The sequence below is a fragment of the Methylococcus mesophilus genome, assembly GCF_026247885.1.
GTDB lineage: Bacteria > Pseudomonadota > Gammaproteobacteria > Methylococcales > Methylococcaceae > Methylococcus > Methylococcus mesophilus.
In genome coordinates this window covers 4,165,441-4,178,918 of sequence record NZ_CP110921.1, presented here as the reverse complement: position 1 = coordinate 4,178,918, position 13,478 = coordinate 4,165,441, and the positions used below count along the sequence as shown (strand labels likewise).

The window sequence follows — 13,478 nt, the reverse complement described above, 5'->3', positions numbered from 1 at the left end:
GCATCCGGTCAGGTACCCGATTCCTGATTATCGCGCGCGACGACTTCCTGGATGAAATATCGTGGCCTGCGCTTGGTTTCCATGTAAATCTTGCCGAGATACTCGCCGATGACGCCGAGGCTCAGCAGCTGAATGCCGCCGAGGAGGCTCATCGGCAGCAGGATCGACGACCAGCCTGGCACGGCCTCGCCGGCGACGAACCGGACCCACAGCACCCAGCACACAACCAGGAAGCTGACGGCGGAAATGAGAAAGCCCAGGAAGGTAATGACGCGCAGCGGAAATACCGAAAACGAAGTGACGCCCTGAAGGGCGAGACCCAGCATTTTCCGCAAAGGATATTTGGACTCCCCGGCGATACGCTCCGCCCGGTCGTAATAGACGGTCGCGGTGTTGAACCCGAGCTTCGGTATGATCCCGCGCAGGAACAGGTTGACCTCGCCGAACTCCCTGAGGGCATCGATGGCGCGCCGGCTCATCAAGCGATAGTCGGCGTGATTGAACACCACCTCCACGCCCATCAGCGCCAGGACGCGGTAATACCATTCGGCGGTCCAGCGCTTGAAAAACGAATCCGACTTCCGGTTCTTGCGAACCCCGTAGACGATGTCGGCGCCGGCGGCGTGGGCGTCGAGCATGGACTCGATGGCGGCCAGATCGTCCTGCAGATCGGCGTCGATGCTGATGAGGCAATCCCCTCTCGCATGCATCAAGCCGGCGAGCAGCGCGCTTTGATGCCCCTGGTTTCTGGACAGCTTCATCCCTCGCACGAAACCATAAGTCTCCGCCAGGCCGCGAATGGTCTGCCAAGTTGCGTCCCTGCTGCCGTCATCGACGAAATACACCCGCGAATCCGGGCCGGTTTTTCCTTTGTCCTGGAGATCCTCCAGCAGGACGGCCAGCCGTCTTGCGGTTTCAGGCAGGGCTTCTTCTTCATTGAAGCAGGGCACGACGATACCGAGTGTGCGCATAACGAATCCTTTTTTGTCATATCAGGCGGATTTTCGAACCGGCGGCGCATACGTCCACTTGAGGCTGCCGACGAAATTCCAGAATAGTACGGCGAGGGTCGCCGCAATCTGGGACCAGAGGTAAGGGAAAGGCGTATAAGTGATTCCGAGGTGAACGATGGCTCCGTTCAGCAGCAGCCCCATGCCGGCCGTAACGGAAAACCGGAACGCCGCGACCCGGTGGCTGTTCTTGGCCCTGAACGTCAATTTGTAATTCAGCCAGTAGTTTACAACGGCACTCGCGGTGAAACCCAGCGAGGAAGCGAGCGTCACCTGCCACTGCCAGAGGCTGACCAGTGCGACGAGCGTCGCATACTGCAAAGCCGTGGCCAGACCGCCAACGAACACGAAACGGAAGAATTTTTTCAGCAAGCTTGCTTTGGGCATACCCGTTAAGGTCGCACAGAAACCTTGGTTCGGGAAGTCCGCAAGGAGGCGTCGCGGCAACACCCACGGCCTCTCGGAAGGTTGACAGGACGAAACTGGAAGGGTCCATCCCGGCGCCGTCCTGCACCGGAATGGACCCAAAGAGGCGAATCAACCCTGATTGTCGCCAGCGACCGCTATTTGCACTGCGGAACGCGCTTCACCGAACGGACCGCCGTCTCGCCCTGGAACTGGACTCCCACCGTGCAGGGAACGGCCCCGTCGGCCAGCGGGACCTTCGCCAGCCATCTGCCACGCACGTCGGCGAACACCTCGGCGATCACGGCGTCCGTCGCACCGTCCACCAGCGTAACGGGGTTGACGACCAGCGCTTCGCGTTCGGATTTGCTCAGTTGCCTGTCGAACTTGATGCGTCCCGACAGAACCAGTTGACCCTGATCGGCCAGCCATTGCGCCTTCTGGATGATCAGCGCCTGGATCGAATCGACATCGGGCACGTCGATGGGGGTGGCCTGAACGGTCACATTGGTCCACCGCGGATCGGACACATCGCTCTCGTGGCCCGCATGATCCAGGGTGACCGCCTGGAAGCCGAGGTCATAGGTCTTGCCCGCGTCTTCGGCCTTGGGCGTCCAGGTGAGTGTAGCGACCTGCTTGCGGCTCTCGGCATCGAACGCCTGGGTCAGTTTCGCCCCTTTCGGCAGTTTCACCCCTTTGATGCTGGCGGCATCGTCGTCGCAATCGAGAGCGCTCAAGATGATCTTCAGGATTTTTCCAACCTGAATGTTCCAGCCGGTCGGGATGGTATCGAGTTCCGGCCTGGACTGCAGCAGACACCCGATGGGGAACGGCACGGGCCGGGTCGTCGGAGCAGGCGTGGACGTCGGCGCCGGGCTGGAGGTCGGTGCCGGCGTCGAGGTGGGGGCCGGGGAGGCCGTCGGAGCCGGGCTGGAGGTAGGAGCGGGGCTGGACGTCGGCGCCGGAGTCGAGGTCGGAGCCGGCGTGGCTGTCGGAGCCGGAGTTGCGGTCGGGGCCGGCGTTGGTGTAGGTACGGGGGTGGGAGTCGGCGTGGGCGTCGCGACCGGCAGGTCGGCGGCCCCGCCAATTTCGGACGCGATCGAATTCAGTTCCGCGTTGCTGAGATTGCTCAAGCTGTTCATCGCGCCGACGCTGGCAATAGCCGCTTTGGTTGCCGACGCACTCTTCTTAGACCCGGACAGAGCCGGACCATAACCGCCGGCCGTGGTGCCCTTGGCGCTGTCGTAAGCGCCGTGACATCCCTGACAGCTGTCGGAATAAGTCGCTGCGGAGGCGGCGGAGGTGAAACCGCCGCTTGCAGCAATAACGACTGCTATGGACAAGGTCCGGAATTGATGTCCGGCTACCTTGGCTTCAGATTTCGCTAATTTGACGTTCATATCGAAACTCCCAAGTTTCATGTCACAGAAAATGTCGCTCCTTTCCTGGTGACGCCCTTCTACGCCACCCGATCCTCGGAAATCCTTGAATACCGCTACTCCCTGCGGCCTCTTCAGAGCGACAACGGATTAAACGCTATTTATCCAGGTTTCCCCACCATATAACTGGGGCAATGCCGGACAAGCGTTTCCAACAAAGATAGTTCAACGAGAAGTTATCGAAAACGCTCCTCCCCTCAGGGAGAGGAGCGCCAACGGGTTTGTCCCTTCAAATCCATTCAAACCCGTTTATTCGGATGTCGCTCCTTATTTGCATTGCGATGGCGCGCGTTTCACCGGGCGGGAAGCGGTGTCGCTCAGGAACTCGACATCGACCGCGCAGGGGACGGCAGCATTGGCCAACGGAAGATTGGCCGACCACTTGCCGGAGGAGCTAGCGGTCACCTGTCCGATGATCTCCTGAGTACTGTCGGCCCGGATGATGACGGGATTGGCCAGCAAGGCGGTACGTTCGGCCTTGCTCAGCAGCTTGCTGAACTTGATGGAACCGTTCACGGCGAGCTTGCCGGTCTTCTTCGAAGACTGCCATTGCGCCTGCTGGATCACGACGGCTTCGACGGCACCCGCTTCCGGAGTGGTATTCGCCGGCCAAACGCGAATGTCGGTAGAACGGGATTCTGACGAATGCCCCTCGTCCTCTTGCTCCTTCTCCTCTTCCCGCCATTTCTGTGCGCTGACTTCCGACTCCACCGCAGTGAACGTCACATGGTAGATCTTGCCTTCGGCTTCCGGTCCCGGCGTCCAGGTGATGGTGGCCACCTGCTTCCGGGTGTTCACATCGAACCCTTGGGTCATGCTAGCCCCCTTCGGAAGGCCCTTGGCCCTGATCACCAGAGAGTCGTCGTCGCAATCGAGAGCGCTCACCGTGAACTTGAGCTCATTGCCGACGTTGGCGTCCCAAGGCGACGGGATAGTGTCGAGCTCAGGCTCCGACTCATCCCCACATGGCGTGGGCGTCGGGGCCGGAGTTGCGGTCGGAGCCGGAGTTGCCGTCGGAGCCGGAGTTGCCGTCGGAGCCGGAGTTGCCGTCGGGGCCGGAGTTGCCGTCGGGGCCGGAGTTGCCGTCGGAGCCGGAGTCGCCGTCGGAGCCGGAGTCGCCGTCGGAGCCGGAGTTGCCGTCGGAGCCGGAGTCGCCGTCGGAGCCGGAGTCGCCGTCGGAGTCGGAGTCGCCGTCGGAGTCGGAACCGGTGTGGGTGTAGGCGTCGGAACCGGCGTGGGTGTAGGTGTGGGCGTCGCTACCGGCAGATCCGCAGCACCGCCGATGTCCAACGCGATGGCATTCAGATCAGCATTGCTGAGATTACTCAAGCTGTTCATTGCAGCAAATTGGGCGATAGCCGCCTTGGTGGCCGAAGCATTCTTCTTTGCTCCGGAAAGGGCCGGCCCGTAACCGCCGGCAGTACTCCCGGTACCAGCGTTGTATGCACCGTGACACCCCTGGCAGCTGCCGCCATACGTCGCTGCGGCAAATGCATCGGTGGAAACGCTTCCGGCCGCGGCCATCACCACCGCCAGCGACAACACCTTGTTGCGAACCCCGGCCGGTTTCCCGCCGGAACGAACCAATATCATTTTCATAATGTAAACCCCAAGTTACATGTCATGGAAAGTCGTCCGGCTCCAGGCCGGCCCCCTGTCAAGTTGCTCATCAAGGCTCCGAACCTGTTTCATTTCGGAGCCTTGACCCTTCTTGAGCAACAAATCAGCAAACTCTAACATTCCAGGCTAACCATGAGTCTGGAACGTTAGAACAAATGTAGTCAACAAATGAAGCAGCGAAAGTAGGTTCCTTCACTTTTTTCGATCAATTGCACTGCGAGGGTGCGCGCTTGACGGGGCGCGATCCCATTTCTCCGTGAAAATCGACTTCCACGGAACACGGCACCTTCCCGCTTTCCAGAGGAATTCGTGCCGACCACTTGCCGGATGCGCTGGCGTTGGCGCGACCGATGACTTCATGCGTGGTGGCGTCGGTGATGACGACAGGGTCGGCAACCAGCGACTGGCGCTCGGACTTGGTCAGAATCCGGCTGAACTTGAGGCGTCCCGCCAGAACCAGCTGGTTCTGAACGGCCGACCATTGAGCGCGTTGAATCGCCACGACCTCGACCGCTCCCGCTTCGGGCGTCGTATTGGCCGGCCACACGCGGATGGTGGTCCAGCGAGGTATCGATACCTCCTTCTTGTGTCCGTCAGCGTCCTTGTCGATAGCCACGAACACAAGGGGGTGAACCGTGCCGACCACCTCGGGCCCGGGTGTCCAGCGAACCGTGGCGACCTGCTTGCGGACATCCGGATCGAATTCCTGGGTCATGGTGGCTCCCGAAGGCAGGCCTTTGGCCTTGATGGTCAGGGTATCGTCGTCGCAGTCGAGGGCACTGACCGTAAACTGGAGTTCCTTGCCTTCGTTGGCATCCCACGGCGAAGGGATGGTGTCGATCTCCGGTCTGGCTTCATCCGCGCAGGGCGCCGGCGTCGGAGACGGATTAGGGCTGGCCGTGGGCGATGGCGTCGGAGACGGCTTGGGCGTGGCAGTAGGCGCCGGGGTACTTGTCGGAGCTGGCGTCGCCGTCGGTGCGGGTGTTGCGGTGGGTGCGGGAGTCGCACTTGGCGCAGGTGTCGGGGTTGCCGTCGGGGCGGGCGTTGCGGTTGGCGCAGGCGTCGGCGTAGCCGTCGGGGCGGGAGTGGGAGTTGCGGTCCCCAGATCCGCCGCCCCTCCTATTTCCAGGGCCACGGCGTTCAGGTCGGCGTCGGACCAGGAGGCTCCCATCGGCCCCATCGTACCGCCGGCATTGACAGCCGCCCTGGTTGCCGAGGCGTTCTTCTTCGCCCCGGACAACGCCGGAGCCATCCCGCCTGCAGTGGCTCCTGACCCGCTGTCGTACGCGCCGTGGCACATCTGGCAGTTGGCGGCGTAGGTCAGCGCCGCCAAGGACTCTCCCGGGACGCTCCCGGTCGCAACCATCACCACTGCCAGGGACAGAGCGCGTTTGGACAGAGTCCCCTCAGTCGCAATTTTTTCAGATCGAGAATTCCCAAGTTTTTTCGTCATAGCCCTAACCTCTTGCTTATTGATCAATACCACGAGCGAGGAATCAGTCCATTACTCCCAACCGGCCCGGAATCGCTTTCATCAGCGAAGAGCTGACCGACGCCAGTCCGGCATCTCCATTGCCTGGATGTCGGAACTTAAACAATAACCGTGCCAATATATTTTATTTATATAGAACAATTAACTACTCTGAGCCCACGATCTTTTCGTGGATTTCCGTCGCCCAGAGGAAACACCACGGCGCCCCTTAATCTTGATGCGGATCAAATTCCCGGACCATCATCGGAAGGATTCGCATATAGGTGCTGGCACACGGATGGCCGCAGAAATCCCGGCGGAGATTTCATGCTGTCTCCTGAAGGCGTCATACCCGTTATGCCACCCGGCTACAGCCGCTTCACCGACGAAATACGAGGCCAGGACTGAATGCCGCGAGGATGAACCGCACAGCCATTCCAGGCGCTACAAAGTGTAGTCAGAAATCTTTTCAATGAAGTGATCCCGGCTGGTGAGGAAGAGGGGCGTCGAACCGGGAATTTGGGAGTCGCAGGGTTTAGCCTGGGAGTGCGAGGTAGGGCAGCCCCGGAGAAACCATCAAAGTAGACGGTGGTTATAGAAGAGAGCCGAAAATCGCCTTGCGTCCGGACGAGTATTTTTCGAGGACCTTGACGCAATCCGCATGTCCCCCGACTTTAGCCAGCGACAAGGCGCTGTGCCTGTGCTTGTTCCGGAGGGCCGGATCAGCGCCCGCCTCCAGCAGAGCCGCCACGATTTCGCGGTGGCCGGTTTGTGCCGCCAGCATCAGCGCAGTCATGTTCTGCCTGTTCCGAAGATCGGGATTTGCGCCTTTCCCCAGGAGCATGCGGACCACGCCGGTGTGTCCGCCGCCTGCGGCCACGGCCAGGGCGGTGTTGCCGTCCCCGCTCGGCGCGTCCACGGGGGCACCGTGTGCCAGCAGCATTCCGGCTATAACTTCGTCGCCCTTCCATGCTGCGCGCGCCAGTGCGTTATGACCGGGAGCCCAGTCGCGATCGAAGGCGGCTCCGTGCGTCAGCAAGGTCTCGACGACCCCGGCATGCCCCCCGTCGACGGCATGCCACAATGCCGTATGTCCGTCTGCGTCGACGGCGTTCGGATCGGCCGAAGCCGCCGCCAGGGCCTCAACGGTTTCCGGGTGCCCGCCGATGGCCGCCAGCAGGACCGCGGTCCTGCCGTCCTTCCGCGCCGGGCCGGTGGCCGCACCGAGGCGGCACAGCGTTCGCACGGCCGTCGCGGTGCCGCGCTGCGCCGCCCATGCGAGAGCGGTGTTTCCGTCCCCATCGCTTGCGTCCAGCTTCGCCCCCGCGGCCGCCAGTGCCGCGACCACTTCGCCATGCCCCTCCCAGGCTGCCCACATCATGGCGGTCCGGCCGTCCGGCGTCGCAGCGTCGGCTGCCGCTCCATGAAACAACAGGGTTTTCACGATTTCGACATGGCCGTTCCAGGCTGCGCGGGTCAGCGGGGTATGGCCGTCCGGAGCTCTGGCGGCGACGTTGGCACCTTTCGCGAGCAGCATTTCGACCGTTGAAGCCTGCCCTCGCCAGGCGGCTACCGCCAGCGCCGGCCAGCCAGGATAGCCGCCGATGTCGTCTTTCGAGTTCAAACGGGACGGCGGATGCTTGGGCCGCTTCTCGCGCTCCCCTTTGATTTCCGCAGGGCTCCGGCCCCGATCGGCGCCGGCGGCAGCCAGCAAGCCGGCGGTCTCCGGATGCCCGGCCTCCAATGAAAGTCGGTACGGCGTGCGCCCTTTGTCGTCCACGGCATCGATTTCGGCGCCTCGCGCCAGCAAATCCCGCACGGCATCGGCGTCGCCACGCCGGGCGGCGCGGTGAAGAGCCGTGTCCGTCTCTGCAGGCTTGCCTGCGGCGGCGGAGCCTGCACCTGTCGCCGGGGTTGGCATGGCCTCCAGCCGCCTGCGAGCCATGACGTAATTCTGCGCCGCGGCTTTTTCATACCAGTGCCGGGCCTGAACCGGATCGGGACGGACGCCCAGACCCTTCTCGTACATCAGACCCAGTTCGAACTGTGCGCGGACCTGCCCCTGTCCCGCCGCAGCACGGAACCATCTCAGCGCCTGCGCATAGTCTTTCGGCACGCCGCGGCCGCTCTGGAACATCGCCCCCAGGCGGTATTGCGCTTCGGCGTCGCCCCGTTCGGCCAGAACCTGCCATTGAGCGCTTGCCTGATCGTACTGGCGCAAACGCGCGGCCTTGAGCCCCTGCTCCAGCACCTCCTCGGCCGAGACGTCCGCTGGGCCGCAAAAACCGGCGAGGGACAGGCAAAAAACCAGGTGTCCGATCGGGTTAGACATCGCCGCTGTTCCGGTGAGCATCAGAGCCGTTCAGACTTCGAAGACATGGTGACCGGCTTCACCGCCTTTCCGGGGAGAGCCGCCTCTTCCGCCACCTGATCGCGTCCGGCGCCAGCCCCCTCCTGGAAGGGATTTGCCGGCAGCGCCAGCATCCAGAACGAGGCGATAGCCGCGGCGAGCGCCAGCCCGGCCCACGGCCACTTGCCGGCGATCGACTGGCCAGCCGCCCCTTCCTTGTAGCCCGTGATCATGGAAAGCACGAGGTTTTCGTGATGCAGGAAGCCCGAAGCGATCGCCGCCACGATGTGAACGAACACGATCGCCAGCATGAAATTGGAAAGCAGGGCGTGGAAGCTCTTCAGCGAATCCTCCCAGCGTTCGTCATAGGAAAGCAGCCCTGAAGCGCAGACCAGAATGCCGAGAAACAGCAGCAGTACGATGGCGATGGCACCCGCCGGATTGTGGCCGACGTAGTGCTCGGGGTGCTTGGACAGCAGGCTTTTCATGTAGCGGAAGATCGCGAGCGGGCCGCGCACGAAGTCCTTGAACCGGGAATAGCGCGGCCCGAAGAATCCCCACAGCAGGCGGAAACCGATCAGCCCGAGGATGGTGTAACCGAACATTACGTGCAGCACCCGGTAGTCGCTGTCAGCCGACAGGTAGGCGCCGAAAAAGCTGGTCACCAGCGACCAGTGGAATATCCGCGTGGCAAGATCCCAGACGATGATGCGTTGCGCCATGTTTACCCCCTTCCCGTTCGGTTTCGATCCTGGCTTTTTTCCGGTCGGCGATTCCGCGTCCCGGATGAACGGAGGCGTAGCAAACATCACGCCATCAACGCACTCTCACGGATCCGCTGAATCTCATCGCGCAACCTGGCCGCTTCCTCGAACTCCAGGTCGCGGGCATGCGCGTACATCTTCTCTTCCATCTGCTTGATGAGCCTGGCCGCCTCTGCCGGCTTGGTCACCTTGTATTCGGAGCGTGGTTCGGCGGCACGGGCCGCCTGCTTTCGCGATCCCACGGCGCCGCCGCCCGGAATGGGCACTTCCAGGATGTCCATCACGGATTTGGTGATGCCCCTGGGAGTCAGGCCATGCGTTTCATTGTAGGCAATCTGTTTGGCACGGCGACGCTCGGTCTCGCCAATGGCCTGCTGCATGGAATTGGTCACCTTGTCGGCATACAGGATCGCCTTGCCATGCAGGTTGCGGGCGGCCCGGCCGATGGTCTGGATCAGCGACACTACCGAGCGCAGGAACCCTTCCTTGTCCGCATCGAGGATGGCCACCAGTGACACTTCCGGGATATCGAGCCCTTCGCGCAGCAGGTTGATGCCCACCAGCACGTCGAACTTGCCGAGCCGGAGATCGCGGATGATCTCCACGCGCTCCACGGTGTCCACGTCGGAATGCAGGTAGCGCACCGCGACGTCGTGCTCCATGAGGTATTCGGTGAGGTCCTCGGCCATGCGCTTGGTCAGCGTGGTCACCAATACCCGCTCGCCCTTCTGAACCCGCAGCCGGATCTCCGACAGCAGGTCGTCGACCTGGGTCGACGCCGGCCGGACCTCGACATCCGGATCGACTAGGCCGGTGGGACGCACGACCTGCTCCACCACGGCGCCCGAGTGCGTTCTCTCATAAGGCCCCGGCGTTGCCGAGACGTAAATGCGCTGCGGCGCGCGTAGCTCGAACTCGTCGAATTTCAACGGCCGGTTGTCGAGCGCCGACGGCAGCCGGAAGCCGAACTCGACCAGCGTTTCCTTGCGGGAACGGTCGCCGCGGTACATCGCGCCCAGTTGCGGGATAGTGACATGGCTCTCGTCGATCACGACCAGCGCATCGTCCGGCAAGTAATCGAACAGCGTCGGCGGCGACTCGCCGGCAGAGCGTCCGGACAAATAGCGCGAGTAGTTCTCGATGCCCGAGCAATAGCCGACTTCCAGGATGATCTCGATGTCGAACAGGGTCCGCTGCTCCAGCCGCTGGGCTTCCACCAGCTTGTGCTGGCTGCGGAGATGCGCCAACCGGTCCTTGAGTTCGACCTTGATCTCTTCCACCGCCTGCAGCAGCTTTTCCCGCGGGGTGACGTAATGGGTCTTGGGATAGACCGTGTAGCGGGCGATGCGGGAAAGAATCTCGCCGGTCAACGGGTCGAACAGCGACAGCCGCTCGATCTCGTCGTCGAACAGCTCGACCCGCAGCGCCTCCTTCTCCGACTCGGCCGGGTAGATGTCGATCACGTCGCCCCGGACCCGGTAGGTGCCGCGCCTCAGCTCGGCTTCGTTGCGGGTGTACTGGAGCTCGGCCAGCCGCCGGATCAGGCTGCGGTGGTCGATCATGTCGCCACGCACCAGGTGCAGCACCATCTCGAAATACGAAGCCGGCTCGCCCAGGCCGTAGATCGAGGACACCGTGGCGACGATGATGGTGTCGTGCCGCTCGATCAGCGCCTTGGTCGCCGACAGCCGCATCTGCTCGATGTGCTCGTTCAGCGAGGAATCCTTTTCGATGTAGGTGTCGGAGGCCGGCACATAGGCCTCGGGCTGGTAGTAGTCGTAATAGGAAACGAAGTATTCCACCGAATTCTCGGGAAAGAATTCCTTCATCTCGCCGTAAAGCTGCGCCGCCAGCGTCTTGTTGGGCGCCAGGATCAGAGTCGGGCGCTGAACCTGGGAAATCACGTTGGCGATGGTGAAAGTTTTGCCCGAGCCGGTCACGCCGAGCAGGGTCTGGTGCAGCTCGCCGTCGTTCAACCCCTCGACCAGGCGCCGGATGGCCTCCGGCTGATCGCCCGATGGCGCATATCCGCTCCGCAGCGCGAACGGCTTGGATTTCTGCCCGCGCGGCAGTTTCAAGCTTTCCTCGACCGGCTGGGCCAGGCAATGGCCGCTTCCAGGCAACATGGCGTATTCAAACCTCTAGGCGAAAATCGCTGAACCGGATGTTTCCAAAGATATCCGAACCCGCCCAGGCGGAGCGGGCGCGATATCGGTAATGACAAATTTTCCGCCCATGGAGTTCAAGGAAAGCCGGCTAACCGGTAACATAACGCCTCGATTTTTCCAGCCAATTCGCGAAACTGATGAGCATACAACTTTCCGACCGCGTCCAGTCCATCAAGCCGTCCCCGACCCTTGCCGTCACCGCCCGCGCCGCGGCGATGCGCGCCGCCGGCAAGGACATCGTCGGACTGGGTGCCGGCGAACCCGACTTCGATACGCCCGACCATATCAAGCAGGCGGCCATCCAGGCCATCGAAAAGGGCTTCACCAAATACACCGCGGTCGACGGAACGCCCGGCCTCAAGCAGGCGATCCAGGCAAAATTCAAGCGCGAAAACCGGCTGGATTACACGCTCAAGCAGATCCTGGTGTCCTGCGGCGGCAAGCAGAGTTTCTACAATCTGGCGCAGGCCCTGCTCAATCCCGGCGACGAGGTCGTCATCCCGGCGCCGTACTGGGTGTCCTATCCGGACATGGTGCTGCTGGCCGGCGCCTTGCCGGTCATCGTCGAAGCCGGGCAGGATCAGGCGTTCAAGATCACCCCGGCGCAACTGGCAACCGCGCTGACGGCCAGGACCCGGCTGTTCGTGATCAACAGTCCGTCCAACCCCACCGGCATGGCCTACACCGCGGACGAGCTGGCCGGCCTCGGCGAGGTGCTGCGGCAGTTTCCCGAGGTCCTCATCGCCACCGACGACATGTACGAGCATATCCTCTGGGAAGGCACATTCAGCAACATCCTGAACGTCTGCCCGGACCTGTACGACCGGACCGTGGTGCTGAACGGCGTTTCCAAGGCCTATTCGATGACCGGCTGGCGCATCGGCTACGCGGCGGGACCCGAGCGCCTGATCGAAGCCATGACCAACATCCAGTCGCAGAGCACGTCCAATCCCACCTCGATCTCGCAGGTCGCCGCCGAAACCGCGCTCAACGGCGAGCAGGGCTTCATCGCCGCCATGGTGAAGGCTTTCAAGGAGCGGCACGACTTCGTGGTCGCCAAGCTGAACGCCATTCCCGGCGTCAACTGCCTGGAGACCCACGGCACGTTCTATGTCTTGCCGAATGTCGAAGCGGCGATGGCAAGCCTGAACCTGGCGGACGACCTGGCGTTGTCCGAATACCTGATCGAACAGGGCGGCGTGGCCGTGGTACCGGGCTCGGCCTTCGGTGCGCCTGGCCACATCCGCCTGTCCATCGCCACCAGCATGGCCAATCTGGAAAAGGCGTTGGAACGGCTGGCGGCCGCCCTGTCCAAATGAACGCAGGGCGTTGCACGGGCTGCCTTCCCCGGCAACGCCCTGGTTCGCCTCTTAGAGCTGCAGGCTCCTCAGATAGGCCTCGAAGCCTGCCCGCAGCTCGGCGTGCTGCAGGCCCTGCTCCACCGTGGCGATGAGATAGCCCAGCTTCGATCCGCAGTCGTAGCGCTTGCCGTTGAATTCGTAAGCCAGCACCGTCTGTTCGTTCAGCAGCATCGCGATGGCGTCGGTGAGCTGGATTTCCCCGCCCGCGCCGCGCGAGACATTGGCCAACTTGTCGAAGATCGCCGGCGTGAGGATGTAGCGCCCCACCACCGCCTGATTCGACGGCGCATTCTCGGGCCGCGGCTTTTCCACGATCGCTTCGACCTTGTCCAGCCCGGCCTCGATCGGACTGGTCTTCACGATGCCGTAGCTGTGGGTTTCGCTGGGATCGATGCGCTCGATGCCCAGCACCGAACACTGCCATTTGTCGAATATGCGGACCATCTGCGACAGACAGCCGCCGTGGTTGTTGCCGTCGATCAGATCGTCCGCCAGCAGCACCGCGAACGGTTCATTGCCGATGACCGCCTTGGCGCAGTTGACGGCGTGGCCCAAGCCTAAGGCCTCGGCCTGACGGATGTAGATGCAGGTGACATGCGGCGGAATGATGTTCCGGACGATGTTCAGGATGTCGTCCTTGCCTCGCGCCGCCAGTTCCGTCTCGAGTTCGTAGGCCTTGTCGAAATGGTCCATGATCGCGTTCTTGCTGCGACCGGTGATGAAGACCATCTCGTCGATGCCGGCCGCCACGGCTTCTTCGACCGCATATTGGATCAACGGCTTGTCCACTACCGGCAGCATTTCCTTCGGGCTGGCCTTGGTGGCGGGCAGGAAGCGGGTCCCCAGCCCCGCGACCGGGAAAACGGCTTTTCTGATGACTTTTGCCATGA

11 protein-coding genes are annotated in these 13,478 nt (G+C 62.5%); 2 read left to right on the top strand and 9 right to left on the bottom strand.

What is annotated here, in order from left to right; genetic code table 11:
- Positions 1 to 8: 8 nt before the first annotated feature.
- From OOT43_RS19650 to OOT43_RS19640, 3 genes are all read right to left on the bottom strand, one after another.
- Positions 9 to 971, bottom strand: a complete 963-nt coding sequence (locus OOT43_RS19650; protein ID WP_266022389.1) for a glycosyltransferase family 2 protein — start codon at positions 969 to 971, stop codon at positions 9 to 11.
- Between the two features lie 21 nt (positions 972 to 992).
- Positions 993 to 1,397, bottom strand: coding sequence for a GtrA family protein (locus OOT43_RS19645; RefSeq protein WP_266022388.1), 405 nt, complete (start codon positions 1,395 to 1,397; stop codon positions 993 to 995).
- A gap of 176 nt (positions 1,398 to 1,573) precedes the next feature.
- On the bottom strand, positions 1,574 to 2,251 hold the full coding sequence (locus OOT43_RS19640; protein WP_266022387.1) for a hypothetical protein: 678 nt from the start codon (positions 2,249 to 2,251) through the stop codon (positions 1,574 to 1,576).
- On the opposite strand from OOT43_RS19640, the gene OOT43_RS19635 reads away from it, so the two are divergent.
- Positions 2,238 to 2,630 carry a hypothetical protein gene (locus tag OOT43_RS19635; RefSeq protein ID WP_266022386.1) on the top strand — a complete coding sequence of 131 codons (393 nt, stop codon included), beginning with the start codon at positions 2,238 to 2,240 and terminating at the stop codon, positions 2,628 to 2,630. The two genes, OOT43_RS19640 and OOT43_RS19635, sit on opposite strands and share 14 nt — an antisense overlap.
- A 491-nt stretch (positions 2,631 to 3,121) precedes the next feature.
- On the opposite strand, the gene OOT43_RS19630 is transcribed toward OOT43_RS19635, so the two are convergent.
- The 5 genes from OOT43_RS19630 to uvrB all read right to left on the bottom strand — a co-directional run bounded on the left by OOT43_RS19630 (position 3,122) and on the right by uvrB (position 11,185).
- A complete protein-coding gene (locus OOT43_RS19630) occupies positions 3,122 to 3,670 on the bottom strand; it encodes a hypothetical protein (protein ID WP_266022385.1) in 549 nt (182 codons plus the stop codon).
- A 1,009-nt stretch (positions 3,671 to 4,679) separates the two neighbouring features.
- Positions 4,680 to 5,807, bottom strand: a complete 1,128-nt coding sequence (locus OOT43_RS19625) for a c-type cytochrome (RefSeq protein WP_266022384.1) — start codon at positions 5,805 to 5,807, stop codon at positions 4,680 to 4,682.
- A 730-nt stretch (positions 5,808 to 6,537) separates the two neighbouring features.
- A complete protein-coding gene (locus OOT43_RS19620) occupies positions 6,538 to 8,277 on the bottom strand; it encodes an ankyrin repeat domain-containing protein (protein WP_266022383.1) in 1,740 nt (579 codons plus the stop codon).
- Positions 8,278 to 8,297: 20 nt separating this feature from the next.
- Positions 8,298 to 9,017, bottom strand: a complete 720-nt coding sequence (locus OOT43_RS19615; protein ID WP_266022382.1) for a cytochrome b/b6 domain-containing protein — start codon at positions 9,015 to 9,017, stop codon at positions 8,298 to 8,300.
- Positions 9,018 to 9,103: 86 nt separating this feature from the next.
- On the bottom strand, positions 9,104 to 11,185 hold the full coding sequence (gene uvrB, locus OOT43_RS19610; protein WP_266022381.1) for an excinuclease ABC subunit UvrB: 2,082 nt from the start codon (positions 11,183 to 11,185) through the stop codon (positions 9,104 to 9,106).
- 179 nt (positions 11,186 to 11,364) lie between these two features.
- Between uvrB and OOT43_RS19605 the strand changes: the two genes are divergently transcribed.
- On the top strand, positions 11,365 to 12,546 hold the full coding sequence (locus tag OOT43_RS19605; protein ID WP_266022380.1) for a pyridoxal phosphate-dependent aminotransferase: 1,182 nt from the start codon (positions 11,365 to 11,367) through the stop codon (positions 12,544 to 12,546).
- 51 nt (positions 12,547 to 12,597) lie between these two features.
- Here OOT43_RS19605 and galU read toward each other — a convergent pair whose 3' ends face one another.
- Positions 12,598 to 13,476 carry a UTP--glucose-1-phosphate uridylyltransferase GalU gene (galU, locus tag OOT43_RS19600; protein ID WP_266022379.1) on the bottom strand — a complete coding sequence of 293 codons (879 nt, stop codon included), beginning with the start codon at positions 13,474 to 13,476 and terminating at the stop codon, positions 12,598 to 12,600.
- Positions 13,477 to 13,478 lie beyond the last annotated feature (2 nt).